The organism is Streptococcus sp. KHUD_013 (assembly GCF_052588545.1).
In genome coordinates this window covers 998,965-1,016,101 of record NZ_CP186264.1, presented here as the reverse complement: position 1 = coordinate 1,016,101, position 17,137 = coordinate 998,965, and the positions used below count along the sequence as shown (strand labels likewise).

The following is a 17,137-nucleotide window of genomic DNA, read 5'->3' as shown; positions in this document are numbered from 1 at the left end:
TGTGGAACTAACTAGTCGATCCGAACGCCTAATGGGCTCCACCATAACCGTTTCGATTTCTCATCAACAAGCTGACCAAATACTGGCCGATTGCTTTAGTCTCCTGCGATCCTATGAGCATCGCTTTAGTGCCAATGACCCTTCTTCTGAATTGATGGAGGTCAATCAAAAGGCTGGCATTGAACCCGTAAAGGTTCATCCAGATCTTTTTTCACTGATTGCTCTAGGAACCAGCCATAGTCAGGCGCAAGGAAGTCATTTAAACATTGCGATTGGTCCACTTGTCCAAACCTGGAGAATTGGTTTTTCAGATGCTAGGAAGCCTGATCAATTAGAAATTGAACAAGCCCTAACAGTCATTGACCCTCATCAGATTTGCTTAGATCCGAATCAACAAACTGTTTTTCTCAAAAGAAAAGGGATGAAAATTGATCTAGGCGCTTTAGCTAAGGGATTTAGTGCGGATTTACTAGCTAGTTATCTCAGGAGTCAGGGAATTGAGCAGGCTTTAATTGATTTGGGGGGCAATATCCTTACCCTTGGTCATAATCCTGTCAGTCATCGCCCTTGGCGAATCGGGATTCAAAATCCTCAGCTTCCAAGAGGGGAACATTTACTAGTTCTATCTGTAACTGATAAGTCCGTCGTGACATCAGGGACCTATGTTCGTCACCTCGAGGTTGACGGCCAGACCTTCCATCATATTTTTGATCCTCAAACTGGCTATCCTGTCGAAACAGAACTGGCAAGTCTCACGATTATTTCTGATCGATCAGTCGATGGGGAGATTTGGACCACGCGCTTGTTCGGTGAAGAACCGACCAACATTTTAAATATTGTTGAAACCTTACCTGGCATGGATGCTATTCTAGTCTATCAGTCAGGTCGCCTCGCCTATACCAGTGGGCTACATGATTATTTGTAATTTTAATTTCAGAAAGGAATTTCCATGACAAAACTTATTGCGATCGTTGGAACAAACTCCAAACGTTCAACAAACCGCCAACTACTTCAATACATGCAAAAGCATTTTGCTGATAAGGCTGAAATTGAATTGGTTGAAATCAAAGATATCCCTGTCTTCAACAAGCCAGCCAACAAACAAGTCCCTGAGACTATTTTAGAGATTGCTGCGAAAATTGAGGAAGCTGATGGTGTTATCATTGGTACACCAGAATACGATCATTCCATCCCTGCTGTCTTGATGAGCGCCCTTGCTTGGCTATCTTATGGGATCTACCCACTCTTAAGCAAACCAGTGATGATTACAGGTGCTTCTTATGGTACGCTTGGTTCATCTCGCGCTCAATTGCAGCTTCGTCAAATCTTGAACTCACCAGAAATCAAAGCAACTGTCCTTCCAGACGAATTCTTACTTTCTCACTCCCTTCAAGCATTTGATCAAAATGGTGACTTAGTAGATCTTGACGTCATCAAGAAATTGGATGCTATCTTTGATGACTTCCGTATCTTTGTAAAAGTTACTGAAAAACTGCGCAACGCTCAAGAACTGCTTCGCAAAGATGCCGAAGACTTCGACTGGGAAAACTTGTAAGATAGGAGACATACTAGCATGAAATTTGTAGGACTTGTAGGATCAAACTACGACCAATCATATAACCGCAAACTTTTGGAATTCATCCGTCGTCATTTTAAGATCAAATTTGAATTAGAAGTTCTTGAAATCGATGAAGTTCCAATGTTCAACCAAGATGAAAAATGGGACGAAAGCTTCCAATTGCGTCTCCTTAACAATAAAATTACCCGTGCCGATGGTGTGATTATCGCAACACCTGAACACAACCACACTATTTCAGCAGGATTAAAATCTGTTTTAGAATGGCTTTCCTATGAAGTGCATCCATTTGAAAGCAAGCCTGTCATGATCGTGGGTGCTTCTTACTATGACCAAGGGACTTCTCGTGCCCAAGTCCACCTTCGTAAGATTCTGGATGCTCCAGGTGTCAATGCCTATACCCTTCCAGGGAACGAATTCCTTCTCGGAAAAGCGAAAGAAGCTTTTGACGCAGATGGCAACATCATCAACGAAGGAACTGTAAAATTCCTTGAAACTTGTTTAGATAACTTTGTGAAATACGTAGGAGTCGTTTCTAAATTGAAAAAACCAAAACCAATTGAACCAGAAGATTTGGATTGCGGAAAACCAATCGCTACTACTGTTACCGAGGTCGACCCAGATGATCCAGATTGGGTAGAAAAAGTTGCAGAAATTACAGGGGCTGTATCTGGTGATACATACGTAAAATTGGACCACGGTATCCTGACTGTTAATCAAATCGATATGTTCTTGAAAGCTATGCCTTTCGAATTGACATACGCTGATGATAACAACCAGTTCCTCTACTACAACAATGCCCACCAAGATCCAGATACCATGTTTGCGAAACGCGTGCCACCTCAATCAGGTAGCCGGATGTCAACCGTTCACGGTTCTCTTCCACCAGCACGTATGAAAAACGTTGAATGGGTCATTGGTACTCTTCGCAACGGAAACCAAGAATATGTTCGTACTATTGTTCCAGGATCTCCAGAAGGTGTGATCAATACTCACAACTATCAAGCCATGTATTATGAAGATGGTTCATACGCTGGTATCAACGAAATTGTCTTCAACTTCAAACCATGGTTGGACTGGTACCTTCAAACAACTGGTCAACGTCTTGTAGGCGGTAGCGGACCATTTGCTCCTGCTGGCGGCCATGGGGATGCAGACGCTACTTCAGGTGCTTCAGATGCTGGAGGACACGGTGACGCAGCTGCTGATGCTACATCTGGTGCAAGCAACTAATAAAAAGAGAGTGGGACAGAAATCGGTAATTCATTAGAATTCGATTTCGTCGTCCCACCTCCGCACAGTTGAGTAGGGCTGTAAAAGCTGATGAAATCAGCGTAGTAGAGCCCACTCAACCACTGCGTCTTGCTCGACAATCCAAAGACAATTGAGAGGCTAGGACTTTTGTCCCAGCCTCTTTTATTTCAACTCTTTGATAATCTTCTTAGCATCTTCGTTTGAAATTGCCCCTAATTGAACATGTCCAATCTTTCCTTGGCTATCAATAAAGACTTCCGTAGGGATTGAACGGACTTGGTAATTTATAAAGGCAGATCCATCCGGATTGTACAAAACAGGAACTGATTGATAGTCTTGTTGGGCAAACCATTCAACAAACTCTTCTTCTGTTTTTTCCCCTTGCATCCCTGGTGCCATAACGGTAAGAATCTCAAAGTCCCGGTCCTTTTCTTCGACCAGTTTATTCAGTTCAGGCATACTTTGTCGGCAAGGACCACACCAAGTCGCCCAGAATTTCAAGTAAACCTTTTTGCCTCTATAGTCTGAAAGTTTGACTGTATTCCCCTTCATATCCTTTAGCTCGAAGTCACTAGCTTCTTTTCCTACTAAAGGATGTTTACTTGTGCTAGTATTGGTCATTGATTGATTATCCATGGATTGATTGTTCATGCCGCTTTCGGACTGATTCATAGAGCAAGCAGTCAGAATGGATAGAGAAAGAAGCGAAAAACAGGCGTATTTAATAACTTTCATAATGAGTAAACCTCCATTTAATTTATGAAAAGATAGCAGACAAGCTATTCAATTGTCCCAAGAGTAACAAAATCCCCATAATGATGATGATCAAGCCACCAATCTTCTTCAGTAACAAGAGATGGGGTTTTAAACGATTAAAGTATGGGAGAACAATCCCAGATGCTAGAGCCAAAAGTAAAAACGGAATGGCCATCCCTAATGTATAGATAAAAAGATAGAGAGCACCCATGAGGGCATCTTGACCATTGGATGCTGCTAAGGCAAGTACAGAGCCTAGAACCGGACCGATACATGGCGTCCAGCCAAAGCTAAAACCAAGCCCAAGCAGAAAAGCTGAAAGTAATTCATTCTTGTGCTTGTTGGCTCCGAAATCCATTGTTTTTTGCTTTTCTAAGAAGTTAAAGTGAAAGACTTCCATCTGATGAAGGCCAAGAATAATAATCAGCGCTCCCATCAAGTATCGGAACCAGTTGGTGTACATAATTTGCCCAAGTAGACCTGCCCCGAAACCAATAATAAGGAAAATAACAGAAATCCCTGCGATAAAACACAAGGTCTTTACAAGACCATGCCAGCGAATCTTCTTCCCGAAAATCTGAATGGATTTTTCCTGATCACTTCCTAGCAAAACCCCGATGTATACCGGAAGCAAAGGAAAGACACAGGGAGAGAAAAAGGAGAGAATCCCTGCCAGAAAGACAGTGAAGGAGAAAACGATTTGATTCATAAAACACTCCGTATATTGATATGCTACAACTAGTATAACATTCCAGCTCCTAAATTAAAAATTTCTGCTACGCTTTGATTTCTAATCGATCATTTAGAAACTAGTTTCATAGCCAAACAAAAACTCCAAAGCATATCACTTTGGAGTTCAATTGACGACTTATTATTCTTCTGCGCTTTGTTTATTTGGCAAGAAAAGAGAGAGGACAATACCAACTACTGCTGGGAGTAACCATGGAAGGGACTGGGCAGCAAATGGTAAAGTTTTAATGACGTTTGCCAGACCTGTAAGTTTGAAGGTGCTTGCAAGAACATCTGCAATCGCCACCAAGCTAACTAAGAAAATAGTCAGTTGCATTCCTGGTTTTGATAGTTGAGTAAATTTGTTTACAATCACAATCAACACTATAGTAATGGTGATTGGATAGAGGATCATCAAGACAGGCAATGAATAGGCAATAATGGCGCTCAAGCCAAGATTGGCAATCGCAAAACCAATCAAAGTGAAGACTGTCGCATAGACCTTGTAAGAGATTTTAGGGAAGGTGTTATGGAAGAATTCCCCGGTTGACACGATCAAACCGGCTGTTGTCGTGAAGCAAGTCACCGTCACCATACCCGCAAGGAAGATTTGAGCAGCTGGTCCAAAGATAGCCTTGGTTGCTTCTGAAAGGACATAGACCCCTTTATTGGCATCAGATGCCATTACTTTTGCTGGAATTGGGAAATGATTTCCAAGGTAACCCAAGCCAATGTATAAAATACTAAAGCCAATGGCTACAACAATCCCAACGATCCAGATGGTTTTAATGTATTCTTTCTTGCTGGTGAAACCAAGTTGATTGAGGGTAGTTACCGCAATCACACTAAAGGCCACTGAAGCGAGGGCATCCAAGGTGTTATACCCTTCAAGGAAACCTTGACCAAAGGCAGAGGCTTGGTAGGCTTCTGTTGCAACTTGTGGCGCGTGTCCGCTGTACTTGAGAGCACCTAGGACAACCAATACAACAATCAAGATAGCAAAGACAGGAGTTAAAATCCGACCAATACTATCTAAGATTTTAGAAGGGTGAAGGGCAATCAAATAGGCTAAACAGAAATAAACCAAGGTGAAAACGAAGAGACTAAGTTTTCCACTTGAATTTCCTAACAAGGGGGCAATCCCAACTTCGTAGGAAACGGTAGCCGTTCTCGGAATGGCAAAGAAAGGACCAATAGACAAATACAAAGCTACCAGATAAACGATGGCAAACCAAGGGGCGATTTTACGTGAAATCTCGTGAATATAGCCTTTAGGATTGAGCGTCCCAATGATCAAGGTAATAATCGCAATCCCTACTCCCGACAGGACAAATCCAGCAATAGCTGGCCAAAAATGGATACCCGATTGGGCACCTAGTGCAGGCGGAAAGATTAAGTTCCCTGCACCGAAGAAAATACCAAATAACAGTAAACCTGTTAAGGAACCTTTTCGTAACATGTGTTCTCCTTTATATTTTTCAATCTTATCTAGTATAACAGCTTTCTTCCACCACGGCAATTCTTTTTACTGGAATAATTGCATTTAAAAATAACTTAAGACAAAGAAGACTCTACTGTAGATTCTTATATACTTCTTCATCCATTAGTTAAAAAAGTGCTTCTCTGCTATCTAACAGAGGAGCACTTTTTGTTTTTAATCTTCACTAAAGCGTCGGTATTGGATGCGGAAATCAAAATAATTCTCTTCCTGAAGTTTACGGAAGATATCACGATAGGCCTCCTCATCGAAGCCCTCTCCTCGGTAGAGAATCTCGAAACTAAGGTCTTCGTATTCAAGAAAAGCATTGGCTGTTTTAAAGCCATTTCGGATATAGAAATCCATCCGAGCTTGACGTTGCTCTAGATTATCACATTCTTCATCCAATCGCTCAACTTCTAACAACATGGTCCGTTGGTAAAATTCCACTAATTTTTCAATAATTTCTTGACCATAGCCGTGACTCCGCAAGTGAGGCATAATGGCAAAGAAACTGACGTAAAAGGCCTTAGCATTTGAAATAGCAAAGGCAAATCCGACAAATTCTTCCTCATTGTAAAAAGCGAAAAAGTGAGCGTCATCATTATCCGTATAGCGTAAAAACTCCGATAAAGGAATCCGTTCCTCTTCTGGAAAAGCCTCGATATTTAACCTCTCGACCTTGTCCAAATCTGGGAACGTTTCAGTGATTAATTGGCTGGTTAAGCGCATAAAGCCTCCATTTCTGCTACGATTATAGCAAATAAAACAACAACCTTCAAGAAATCCGACTTCTAACAAAATGAAGTGTTTTGGCTAACAAAAAAGAGCGACGGCTCTTTTTTGACGTTTTTATTGAGCTTCTTCTTTCTTGGAGAATTGGCTCATATACAAGTCGTAATAGAATCCTTGGGCAGCCAAGAGGGACTCATGATTTCCTTGTTCGATGATTTGCCCATCTTTAAGGACTAAAATCTTGTCCGCTTCTTGGATCGTAGACAAGCGGTGAGCAATGACAAAGCTAGTCCGTCCCTTCATCAAGTTCTTCATAGCTTTTTGAATCAAGAGTTCCAGACGCGTATCCACTGAAGAAGTTGCCTCATCTAAAATCAATATCTTTGGATCAGCTAGAAGGGCACGCGCAATGGTCAACAATTGTTTTTGCCCCAAAGAAATATTACTAGACTCCTGGTTCATCTCCATGTTGTAGCCACCCGGAAGGGTCCGGATAAAGTGGTCCACATTGGCGGCCTTGGCAGCAGCGACAATCTCTTCATCTGTCGCATCCAAGTTTCCAAAGCGCAGATTCTCTTTAATGGTCCCTTCATAGAGCCAAGCATCCTGAAGAACCATCCCAAACTGCTTACGATAGTCTTGGCGAGATAGGTCACGGATATCATGACCATCCACTGTAATAGCCCCCTTAGTCACATCGTAGAAACGCATGAGGAGGTTGATGAGGGTCGTTTTCCCTGCTCCTGTCGGTCCGACAATAGCCACCATCTCACCAGGATTAACCTCTAGGTTAAAATCACGGATCAGCGGTTTATCTTCCACATATTGGAAGTCCACATGATTAAAGCTAACCTGCCCTGTCAGTTCTTTGTCCAGAGATTCATTTTTACCGAGCACTTCATCTGGTTCATCAAGGACTTGGAAGACCCGGTCTAGTGAAGATTTGGCACTTTGCAAGATGCCAGCTAACTGGCTCAAATTTTGAATAGGCTGATTGATCTGCCAGACATACTGAACAAAAGCCTGCATATTCCCAACTGTAAGACGACCGGCAAGAACTTGAATAGCTCCGATAACGGCCACCAAAAGATATGTCAAATCAGAGATCGCATTAAGAACTGGCATCATCAGTCCAGAAATAAAATTCGCTTTAAATCCAACTTGTTGGAGACGACGAGTAATGTCACGGAATTCTTCTTGCGATGATTCTTCACGTACATAGAGTTTTAAGACGTTAAAGCCACTCAAGTTTTCCTGAACAAAACCATTTAGAGCCCCAAGGACATCTGCCTGCTCTTTAAAATAAGGCTGGGATTTCTTCATAATAAACTGGGCACCGAAGAAGGTGATCGGAATAGAAGCAATCACGATTAACCCCAAAGTGAGGTTAAGATAAAGCACCATAGCAATAACCAAGCTTAAGGTGAAGATCGCATTAACAATTTGAAGGAAAGACTGTTGCAAGGCATTGGAAACCGTTTCGACATCACTAGTAAAGCGACCGAGAAGATCTCCAAATTGGTGCTGATCAAAGTAAGAAACGGGGATACGATTAATTTTTTCGGATAAGTCATTACGCATATCCTCAATCATGCTTTGAACAGCATTGGTCATGAAGTAATTCGAATAATATGAACCGAGTTCATACAAGACTCCACGGAAGAGATAGACAACCATGACCCAGCCGACATAGCCAGCATTAATCTGAGCTCCTGCAACTCCTCTAGCCATATCTGTCAGGTTAGCAGTTAATTCAGTAATGGCGAGTCCTAGAATATAGGGTTCGATGACACTCATGACCACACTCAGAATTTTTAGAAGAGTAGCGAGAATAACGGCAAAGCGATAAGCTTTTAAGTAGCCCCAAAGGCGTACAAAACTGGAACGTTTTTCTTTCATTTTCTCCTCCCTCCTATTCTTCTGTCAATGATTGATTATTCAACTGTGAGCGGGCAATCTCACTGTAGATTTCATTGGTTGCTAGGAGTTCTTCGTGGGTTCCACGACCAACGATTTCTCCATGATCCAAGACAATGATTTGATCCGCATCCATAATGGTCCCAACCCGCTGGGCTACGATTAAAACGGTCGCATCTCCAGTTACTTCTTTTAGACGTTTTCTCAGCGTGGCATCTGTCTTATAATCCAGAGCAGAGAAGGAATCATCAAAGATATAGATATCCGGCTCCTTAACAACTGCACGTGCAATCGATAAACGTTGCTTCTGACCTCCAGAAAGGTTGCTACCACCTTCTGCTAAATGAGTGTCAAACTGCTCCTCCTTACTCTCGATAAATTCCTTGGCTTGGGCTACATCTGCTGCCTTATCTAACTCCTCAATACTCGCATCTTCCTTACCATAACGGAGGTTTTCAGCAATGGTACCTGTAAAGAGCAAGGCCTTCTGTGGGATAAATCCAATCTTATGGCGCAAGGCTTTAACATTAAAATCACGCACATCCACGCCATCGACCAAGATTTTCCCTAAAGTAACATCATAGAATCGAGGAATGAGCTGAACGAGAGAGGATTTCCCAGAACCGGTCGATCCGATAAAGGCGATGGTTTCACCGGGTTTAGCCTTAAAGGAAATATTGTGAAGGACTGGATTCTCTGTTTCACCAGGATAGGCAAAAGTGACGTTATCAAACTCCAGATAACCCTTGGTTTCTGTCTCAGTTACCCCATTTTCATTTGGATCAATGGAAATGGGCATGTCCATAATCTCTTTCAAACGATGACTGGAGACAGCTGTCCGTGGGTACATGGTAAAGAGATTGGCTAGGAAAAGGAATGAAAGCAAGGCATGGAAACTGTATTCGATAAAGGCGACAAGATTCCCAATTTCTAAGCTCCCATCCCCTAGAGGATCCAAGGCAAACCACACAATAGCTACAATCATCGCAATGATGATTTGAACAAAGAGTGGCTCCGTCAAACCGGTCAGTTTAAAAAGTTTATTAGAGTTGTCCGCATAGACTGCATTGGCTTGGCCAAACTTTTCCTCTTGGAATTCCTCACGTGCAAAAGCACGAATGACACGAAGCCCTGTAAGATTCTCTCGTGCATATTGATTGAGCTTATCTAGGGTTTCCTGCTGCTTCTCTGACAAAGGCTTGGTCTTAACAGCTACATACCAAACCACCACGGCCAAAAGAGGCATCGAAATCGCCACAATCCAGGCAAGAGATGGACTCGTTTGTAAAATCAACAGAATACTCGACACCATCATGATGGGAGTAATGACCCCAAGTTTTAACATCTGGTCAGAAAACTGCATTAGGACAAAAGCATCAGACGTCATCCGTGTCACTAAAGAAGAAACGCCAATCTTTTCATACTCATGGTGAGAATATTCCTGAAGCTTCTCATAAAGATCATTCCGCATATCCATAACCATGGTTGTAGTAATCTTCCCAACCGCATAGGCCAGAACGATTCGACCAAGAATTCCGACGATGATCACACCAAACATAACCCAGGCCCAGAAATAAACACGCTCTATATCTCTCGGATTGATTCCCTCATCAATCATACGGGCCAAAACAGTTGGCAAACCGAGATTAACAATCACAAAAAAGATGGCTGCTGTAAAATTCAAGCACAACCATTTTGGATATTTTCTCAAATAAGACCAAATATATCCCATACCTTTCTCCTCCCTATACAATAAAAAAGCACCGTCAAGTACTTTTTAAATGATTCTAGAAAGCTCACACGCCTTCTTCACAGTAACCTCATTATATCAGAACCCTAGGTGGCTAGCAAGGAAAAGAGCTAATGAAAACCATGAAGAAAAAAGAGGATAGCCTCAGCCATCCCCTCTAGATACGATTATTTCTGACGTTTGAATTTTGCATCTTTGAAGAAAGCAAAAACTTCATAATCACTAGATTCTGCTTTTGATACATCCAAAGTTAAAACATCACCATCAATCTTATACTTGACTTTATCTTTACCACCTTCTGCTGATTCAAGAGTTTTAGCATTTTGATCAGCTTTCAGGTCAATTGTTTTCTTTTTGCTTTCACCAAGAGCTTTCATTTCGATAATCATCTTAGCTTTTGTATCTTTAATTTCAATTGTCATTGTCAAATCAAATTGATCAATCACCTGCTCAAGTTGTTCCTCACTAGCCCCTTGCTTTTTAAGGATGCTTTTAATTTGATCCTTCTCAGCTTTATAGACATATTTCCCATTATCGCTAGTTGTAGAACCACAAGCTACAAGGAAAATCGCACCAACTGCCAACAAAGCAGCAAAGACAAGACGTTTAAAGTATTTCATCAGAAATCTCCCTTTATTTGTTGATAAGGACTATTCTATCAAAAAAATAGAAGTCTAACAACATAATAAATTAGTAAGAACTTGAAAAGATATGGAAATGGCTTGTGATTATAGAATCGCTAAACGAGATTTAAGGGTGAAAGTTTATTGTATGAGTTAAAAACTGTATTTTAACAGTACAATCCTTATTTCATAAAAAAGTAGATAGTCCTATACCATCTACTTTTTATATGTTATTTTTGACGTTTGAATTTTACATCTTTGAAGAAAGCAAATGTTTCACTATCCTCTGCCTCGAATTTACTCAAGTCCAAAGTTAAAACATCCCCGTCAATCTTATACTTGACTTTATCATTACCGCCTTCTTTTGACTCAAGAGTTTTGCTGCTTTGATCAGCTTTCAGGTCAAATGATTTCTTTTGATTATCTCCAAGAGCATTCATTTCAACAGTCATTTTTGCTTCTTTATCTTTAATTTCGATTGTCATTGTTAATGAAATTTGACCAGCAACTTGCTCAAGTTGCTCATCAGTGGCCCCTTCTTCTTTTAGGATACTTTCTATTTTCTCCTTATCTGCATTATAAACATATTTTCCATTGTCGTTAGCTATAGGACTCTTAGAGGTAGAACCCTTAGATGTAGAACTCTTAGATGAAGTAGCCCCCTTAGATGTAAGGGAACTTGCTCGTTTGAATTTTACAGATTTGAGGAATTTCGCCGTATTTTCATCACCAATATTAAGGTTAGGATTTTCAAGCGTTAAAACATCACCTTCGATCTTATATGTTATCTTTTTCTCAGGATCCTCTTCTGACCATATAATTTTTTTCTTTTGATCTACTTTTAAATCTACTGTTTTTTCTTGGTCATTGCCAAAGATACTAACTGAGGCAGACATTGTCCCAGTGTTATCCTTAATTTCTAGTACCAATTTAATTTTTAGCTGATCAACGAAAAGGTTGGCAGCACTATTAGTCCCAGTTTCTTTTTCCACCATTTCTAGGATTTCTTCTGATGTAGGTTCAAATACATAAACACCATTATCGCTAGAGCCACCCCCACTACATGAAGCTAAAAACAAAGCGCTAAAAGCAAACAAAGCAACAAACACCAGACGTTTAAAAATTTTCATAAGTAATCTCCTTTTTACTAATTAAAACTATTTTAACAAATAAATAAAACGTTTTCAATATATTGATTGTTGGAGAATTTTTAATAAGGAATTCTTGAACTTGATAATTATTTACAATTCCTAAAGAAATTAAAAAAACCGAGGTCTAAACCTCGGTTTTCATTTTGATTGGAAACTCTATTATTTAAGAGTAACTGAAGCTCCAGCTTCTTCCAATTTAGCTTTGATTTCTTCAGCTTCAGCTGTAGCAACACCTTCTTTAACAAGTGCAGGTGCTCCATCAACAAGTTCTTTAGCTTCTTTAAGACCAAGACCAGTGATTTCACGCACAACTTTGATAACGCCGACTTTCTTGTCGCCTGCAGATGTCAATTCAACGTCGAATGAATCTTTAGCAGCACCAGCGTCAGCAGCACCAGCTGCAGCAACAGCTACAGGAGCAGCTGCAGTTACACCAAATTCTTCTTCGATAGCTTTTACAAGGTCGTTCAATTCAAGGATTGAAGCTTCTTTAATTTCAGCAATAATGTTTTCAATGTTCAATGCCATTGTTATTTCCTCCAAATAAGTTTTAAATTTTTTATTTATATTTTTTTGTAGCTAGGCTACGCTGCGTAGCTTAAGATTAAGCCGCGTCTTCTTTGTTGTCTGCAACCGCTTTGACTGCAAGAGCAACGTTGCGCACTGGCGCTTGAAGTACAGAAAGGAGCATAGAAAGAAGTCCTTCGCGGTTTGGAAGAGTTGCAAGAGCAAGGATCTCTTCTTTTGATGCGACAGCGCCTTCGATTGCACCACCCTTGATTTCAAGTGCGTCAGCAGTTTTAGAAAAGTCGTTCAAGATTTTCGCTGGTGCGATAACATCTTCATTAGAAAATGCTACAGCAGATGGTCCAACAAATACTGATGCCAATTCTTCAAGACCAGCTTTTTCAGCTGCACGACGTAAGATTGAGTTTTTAATAACTTTGTACTCAACTTCGCTTCCACGAAGCTCACGACGAAGAACTGTATCTTGGTCAACTGTCAAACCACGAGCGTCTACAACGACGATTGATGCAGCAGCTTTCATTTTCTCAGCTACTACGTCAACTAGTTCCGCTTTTTTAGCAATAATTGCTTCACTCATTAGTGTGTTCACCTCCGTAATTATTTTGCTTGGGGAATTTTTCCAAAAGAAAAACGCGCCCAAACCTAGACACGAAAGTACAATACGCTTCTTTTTACATGATACGTTTTGTCCTCGGTAGGATATTTACGAGTCGAGCTCCCCTACTGTCTTAGGCAGTTTTTTCAAACCATTACTTAGTTTATCACATAAAAAAAAAGAATGCAAGTATTTTTGCAAACTTTTTTTAAAAAATATTTAATCTTTATAAATAGTCTTTGTACGATTGAGCCATGCATAGGCCAAGCCCATGAGTACTCCTCCTCCTACCCAGTTACCTACAAAAGTGACAGCGTAATGACGAAGGACATTGAAGAACTCTAAATGAGGCAAATCTTTAGAAATAGAATTAAAGGTAGCCAGTGAGAAAGAAGCAAAGTTTGCCGCAATGTGTTCATTTGTAAGAAATACAAACATATAAATAGCTGACAAAGCCAACAAAACTTTCGCTGTTTCATCTTTAAAGAAAAGGTAGGACAAGATTGCTATGTTAACGAAGATGTTGGCAATAACTCCTTCGAAGAAGACCAATTGATTCGAACGTTGGAGCTTCATCTCTACAACCGAGCCAAGGAAGCCTTTTGGATTTAGGTTTGCAAATGCACTAGTCTGTGAAAAGAGGAAAGCCAGGAACAAAGCACCGACAAGGTTAAAGAATGTACAATAGAGTAAAATTTCTAAAGCTTTTTTCCAATTAATCTTCTTTAAATAAACACCAGCAGTAAGGCACATCATATTGGAAGTCGTTAACTCACTATTTAAGAATAGTAAATAAACCAATCCCCACGCAAAAATAAACGGGAATAAGAAACGACCAGAACCTGGCAAGAAGGTGTTGAGAAGGTCTGCCCCCACAATCCCTACTGCAGTACTCATTGTCAAAAACGCACCCGCAAACATAGATCGAACCGCATAACGAGCTTTAGAAGCTGTATACAATTCTTCCTTCTTCTGACATGCTGCTTCTACCTTAAGAACAAAATTTGATTCTCCCATCTGAATCTCCTTATATATTGGATTTGTGAACTTCTTCATTATATCATAGAATGGAGTTCCTGAAAAGGCTTTCAGAAAAATTTAAGTTAAAATTACTGTGTTCCATAACAAAGATCGATAAAACGATTTAAAACGATGAAATAAAAAAACAGACTATGATAGTCTGTTTATAATTCAATTTAATTCATATATTATAAGAAACGATTCGCCCAAGCGATATCCAAGTTCAATATTTCTTGAGTTGTATATTGTTGGCGATAAGGGTTGTAAACTGTCCCTTCATATCCACCATAAACACTTGGTGAATCATATTGAGTAAGATTGTAAGCTTCAATAATGTGGTTTAATTTTGCATAGTAGCTAGTATCAGTAGCATAAACACCCGTTAAAGCAGCTGTTGCATCCTGATAGCTTGTTGTATTGCTCTTCCAAGCTCCTGCAAAATGACCTTGTTTCAAAACTGCAACGTAGTCTTGTAATGATTCATAGTAGCTAGGGTATGAACGGAAAGCATCATTGATTGTATAGGCATTTCCATTACCATCATCTTCCCAAGTCTGCATCACTGCTGATTGACCTGCATAGCTCCCCTTAATACCAAAAAGGTTATAGTGTGGATACGATGACAAACCAGATTGACCTGATCCACTTTCTAAGATGGCTTGAGCAATCATAACAGATGCATAAAGATCATTTTCTTGACCAAGTTGACGAGCAGATTCACCGATTTGTGAGATGAAAGCTTCTGTTGGATCTGCGTATTGAGAATAAGCCTCGTCGTTAGCCCCAACGTTCCCTACATGCTCACTCATGGCTGCCACTACTGTTCCTACAGCAACCAGAGCCACTAATGATCCAATCAATTTCGATTTATTTAGTATTTTTTTCAATGTGATAATCTCCTAATGTTTTAATGAATAGTCTTTAAGATGATTATAGCACAGAAAAACCCTAAAATGTTGAGTTAAATATTACATTTTAATTACAATATCGAGATAAATCAAACAAATTAATAACAGTCAAGTAATAATACGATTTATTCCGAAAAACTAAAATCAAAAATTGATTCCCAAGCTTCTTCTACTCCAGTTTTATTAACCGATGAGAAGATGATAAAGGTATCTGATTTATCAAAATCCAACTTCTTCTTAATCATGGATTCGTGCTTGTTCCATTTCCCTCTTGGAATTTTATCAGCTTTGGTCGCAACTAAGATAACAGGAATCTCGTAATATTTTAAAAATTCATACATTTGAACATCATCTGCTGAGGGTTCATGACGAAGATCGACCAGGCTGACAACAGCTCTTAAATTCTCTCTAGTTGTCAGATATTCTTCGATCATCTTGCCCCACTTTTCGCGTTCTTTTTTAGAAACACGAGCATATCCATAGCCAGGTACATCGACAAAACGAAGTTTGTCATCGATATTGAAAAAGTTCAACAACTGTGTTTTTCCTGGTTTGCCAGATGTACGGGCCAAGTTCTTGCGATTTAGCATGGTATTTATAAAAGAAGACTTGCCGACATTTGATCGACCGGCAAGTGCAACTTCTGGGATATCATCTTGAGGATAATGGCTTTTATTGGTAGCGCTCAACAAGATATCTGCATTATGAGTATTTACTTTCATAGAATTTCTTTCTAGGCAGTTTCTAAAATTGGCTTTTCAGTTCCCTTAACTGCTTCTTTGGTGATTCGAACCAATTTGACGTCTTCTTGACTTGGAACTTCAAACATCACATCCAACATAGTTTCTTCGATGATGGAGCGTAATCCGCGAGCACCAGTCTTACGTTCAATGGCTTTGCTTGCAATTTCTTCTAGTGCTTCGTCATCAAAATCCAATTCAACGTCATCAAAGGATAAGAGAGCTTGGTATTGTTTCACCAAGGCATTTCTTGGTTCTTTCAAAATACGGACCAGATCTTCAACTGTCAATTGCTCTAATGCAGCAAGAACAGGGAGACGGCCGATTAACTCAGGGATGATACCGAATTTTTGGATATCTTCTGCAATGATTTCTTGCATGTAAGAGCTGGATTCATCAATGGCTTTGTTGTTTTGGCCAAATCCGATAATCTTTTCACCTAGACGTTGCTTCACAATTTCTTCAATCCCATCAAAGGCTCCACCCACGATGAAAAGAATGTTTTTGGTGTCGACTTGGATCATCTCTTGTTGTGGGTGCTTGCGTCCTCCTTGAGGTGGCACGCTGGCAACAGTTCCCTCGATGATCTTCAAGAGGGCTTGCTGTACCCCTTCACCAGACACATCACGGGTGATAGAGACATTCTCGCTCTTCTTAGCAATCTTATCGATTTCATCAACATAGATGATGCCTCGCTCTGCACGTTCAATATCGAAGTCAGCTGCTTGCAACAGCTTAAGAAGGATGTTCTCAACGTCTTCTCCGACGTAACCAGCTTCTGTCAAGGCTGTCGCATCGGCGATAGCAAATGGAACATTTAAGCTCTTAGCAAGCGTTTGAGCCAAGAAAGTTTTTCCTGAACCTGTAGGACCGACCATCAAAATGTTTGATTTTTGTAGATCCACATCGTTGTCTTCTTCACGATTTTCGTGGAAATTAATCCGTTTGTAGTGATTGTAGACAGCTACTGCTAGCGCTCGTTTGGCACGATCCTGACCGATGACATAGTGGTTGAGGATATTGAGGAGTTCGATTGGTTTTGGAACTTCTGAAAGGTCTGACAAGACTTCCTCAGCAAGTTCTTCTCGAATGATTTCTTGAGCTAACTCAACACATTCATTACAGATAAAGGCATTGTTCCCAGCGATAATCTTCTGTACTTCGTCTTGGTTTTTCCCACAGAAGGAACAATAAACCATCATATCGTTTGATTGATTTGTAGGCATTTTCTTCTCCCGATTCTAAAGTCTGTTTGTAATTTATCTAAATAAAGTCATATAAAAGGCGTGAATAGAATTCACAAGATTAGTAAAGGCATTTAACAAGAAGAGCGTGGCTAAGCCATAGCGCTTTTTCCGAAAGGTCTGGGAAGCACATA

At 40.2% G+C, this 17,137-nt stretch carries 17 protein-coding genes and 1 other annotated feature; of the genes, 3 read left to right on the top strand and 14 right to left on the bottom strand.

Annotated elements, in window-relative coordinates:
- Nucleotides 1-31: 31 nt before the first annotated feature.
- The 3 genes from ACOXXR_RS04685 to ACOXXR_RS04675 are packed head-to-tail and all read left to right on the top strand — an operon-like array spanning nucleotide 32 to nucleotide 2,809.
- Complete coding sequence (locus tag ACOXXR_RS04685; RefSeq protein WP_445278868.1) at nucleotides 32-925, top strand: FAD:protein FMN transferase; 894 nt, start codon at nucleotides 32-34, stop codon at nucleotides 923-925.
- A gap of 24 nt (nucleotides 926-949) precedes the next feature.
- On the top strand, nucleotides 950-1,555 hold the full coding sequence (locus ACOXXR_RS04680) for an NADPH-dependent FMN reductase (RefSeq protein ID WP_048788871.1): 606 nt from the start codon (nucleotides 950-952) through the stop codon (nucleotides 1,553-1,555).
- A gap of 18 nt (nucleotides 1,556-1,573) precedes the next feature.
- Nucleotides 1,574-2,809, top strand: coding sequence for an NAD(P)H-dependent oxidoreductase (locus ACOXXR_RS04675; protein WP_445278165.1), 1,236 nt, complete (start codon nucleotides 1,574-1,576; stop codon nucleotides 2,807-2,809).
- A 183-nt stretch (nucleotides 2,810-2,992) separates the two neighbouring features.
- On the opposite strand, the gene ACOXXR_RS04670 is transcribed toward ACOXXR_RS04675, so the two are convergent.
- The 14 genes from ACOXXR_RS04670 to clpX form a co-directional block, all read right to left on the bottom strand.
- The gene (locus tag ACOXXR_RS04670) at nucleotides 2,993-3,565 is read right to left on the bottom strand and encodes a TlpA family protein disulfide reductase (RefSeq protein ID WP_154852940.1); all 573 of its coding nucleotides are present in this window, start codon (nucleotides 3,563-3,565) and stop codon (nucleotides 2,993-2,995) included.
- A gap of 22 nt (nucleotides 3,566-3,587) precedes the next feature.
- A complete protein-coding gene (gene ccdA2 / locus ACOXXR_RS04665) occupies nucleotides 3,588-4,295 on the bottom strand; it encodes a thiol-disulfide oxidoreductase-associated membrane protein CcdA2 (protein WP_023023299.1) in 708 nt (235 codons plus the stop codon).
- A 162-nt stretch (nucleotides 4,296-4,457) separates the two neighbouring features.
- Complete coding sequence (brnQ, locus tag ACOXXR_RS04660) at nucleotides 4,458-5,774, bottom strand: branched-chain amino acid transport system II carrier protein (protein ID WP_414280674.1); 1,317 nt, start codon at nucleotides 5,772-5,774, stop codon at nucleotides 4,458-4,460.
- Nucleotides 5,775-5,969: 195 nt separating this feature from the next.
- Nucleotides 5,970-6,524, bottom strand: a complete 555-nt coding sequence (locus tag ACOXXR_RS04655) for a GNAT family N-acetyltransferase (protein WP_048716068.1) — start codon at nucleotides 6,522-6,524, stop codon at nucleotides 5,970-5,972.
- 120 nt (nucleotides 6,525-6,644) lie between these two features.
- The gene (locus ACOXXR_RS04650) at nucleotides 6,645-8,426 is read right to left on the bottom strand and encodes an ABC transporter ATP-binding protein (RefSeq protein WP_445278164.1); all 1,782 of its coding nucleotides are present in this window, start codon (nucleotides 8,424-8,426) and stop codon (nucleotides 6,645-6,647) included.
- Nucleotides 8,427-8,439: 13 nt separating this feature from the next.
- A complete protein-coding gene (locus tag ACOXXR_RS04645) occupies nucleotides 8,440-10,176 on the bottom strand; it encodes an ABC transporter ATP-binding protein (RefSeq protein WP_123160268.1) in 1,737 nt (578 codons plus the stop codon).
- Between the two features lie 185 nt (nucleotides 10,177-10,361).
- Nucleotides 10,362-10,814, bottom strand: coding sequence for a hypothetical protein (locus ACOXXR_RS04640; protein ID WP_023023308.1), 453 nt, complete (start codon nucleotides 10,812-10,814; stop codon nucleotides 10,362-10,364).
- A gap of 233 nt (nucleotides 10,815-11,047) precedes the next feature.
- Nucleotides 11,048-11,947, bottom strand: a complete 900-nt coding sequence (locus tag ACOXXR_RS04635; RefSeq protein ID WP_243635752.1) for a hypothetical protein — start codon at nucleotides 11,945-11,947, stop codon at nucleotides 11,048-11,050.
- A gap of 180 nt (nucleotides 11,948-12,127) precedes the next feature.
- A complete protein-coding gene (gene rplL / locus ACOXXR_RS04630) occupies nucleotides 12,128-12,496 on the bottom strand; it encodes a 50S ribosomal protein L7/L12 (protein ID WP_001196965.1) in 369 nt (122 codons plus the stop codon).
- A 76-nt stretch (nucleotides 12,497-12,572) separates the two neighbouring features.
- Entirely contained in the window at nucleotides 12,573-13,073 is a 501-nt protein-coding gene (gene rplJ / locus ACOXXR_RS04625) for a 50S ribosomal protein L10 (RefSeq protein ID WP_006596316.1), read from the bottom strand.
- 38 nt (nucleotides 13,074-13,111) lie between these two features.
- Nucleotides 13,112-13,247: a sequence feature (ribosomal protein L10 leader region), on the bottom strand.
- Nucleotides 13,248-13,310: 63 nt separating this feature from the next.
- Entirely contained in the window at nucleotides 13,311-14,108 is a 798-nt protein-coding gene (locus ACOXXR_RS04620) for a formate/nitrite transporter family protein (RefSeq protein ID WP_445278163.1), read from the bottom strand.
- 191 nt (nucleotides 14,109-14,299) lie between these two features.
- Nucleotides 14,300-14,998, bottom strand: coding sequence for a glucosaminidase domain-containing protein (locus ACOXXR_RS04615; protein ID WP_445278162.1), 699 nt, complete (start codon nucleotides 14,996-14,998; stop codon nucleotides 14,300-14,302).
- A gap of 146 nt (nucleotides 14,999-15,144) precedes the next feature.
- On the bottom strand, nucleotides 15,145-15,741 hold the full coding sequence (gene yihA / locus ACOXXR_RS04610) for a ribosome biogenesis GTP-binding protein YihA/YsxC (RefSeq protein WP_120701913.1): 597 nt from the start codon (nucleotides 15,739-15,741) through the stop codon (nucleotides 15,145-15,147).
- An 11-nt stretch (nucleotides 15,742-15,752) separates the two neighbouring features.
- On the bottom strand, nucleotides 15,753-16,985 hold the full coding sequence (gene clpX / locus ACOXXR_RS04605) for an ATP-dependent Clp protease ATP-binding subunit ClpX (protein ID WP_445278161.1): 1,233 nt from the start codon (nucleotides 16,983-16,985) through the stop codon (nucleotides 15,753-15,755).
- Nucleotides 16,986-17,137: the final 152 nt, after the last annotated feature.